Raw genomic sequence first — 438 nt, forward strand, 5'->3', positions numbered from 1 at the left:
GTTTAAGCTCGGCGATTTCAGCGTCTTTAGTCGCCAACGTCTCAAGCAATAATTGCTTAAGTAAATCAACGTCATTGGGTAAGTTATCAGGGCTTAATTTCATGGTGTTATTATACCAAACATCACCCGAAACAAGGATAATACAATGATCTAATTATCGAAAACAGCCTTCGCAATGGCGATCAATTAACTGTAATTCAAGCCGTTCACATGTTGATGCCCCAGTACATCAAAGCCAGATAACAGCCAATGAAACTGTTGCTCAGATAGGCTCAGGCACTCATCAATACTTTTCGTCGGCCACTTAAACTTATCCTGCTCGAGGCGTTTGTACCACAGTGCAAAGCCGGTGCTATCCCAGTAGAGGATTTTTAATTTATCACGGCTTTTATTACAAAAGACAAACACACTGCCGTCGGTGGCTTGTAAGGATAATTG

At 41.6% G+C, this 438-nt stretch carries 1 protein-coding gene; it reads right to left on the minus strand.

Features of this window, described 5'->3' with window-relative positions:
* Positions 1-186 precede the first annotated feature (186 nt).
* Positions 187-438: IS66 family insertion sequence element accessory protein TnpB (tnpB, locus tag AAEZ02_RS21885; RefSeq protein ID WP_351125050.1), on the minus strand; the 252-nt coding region annotated here is incomplete at its 5' end.

This window comes from Shewanella sp. T24-MNA-CIBAN-0130 (assembly GCF_040310185.1).
Taxonomy (GTDB): Bacteria; Pseudomonadota; Gammaproteobacteria; order Enterobacterales; family Shewanellaceae; genus Shewanella; species Shewanella psychromarinicola.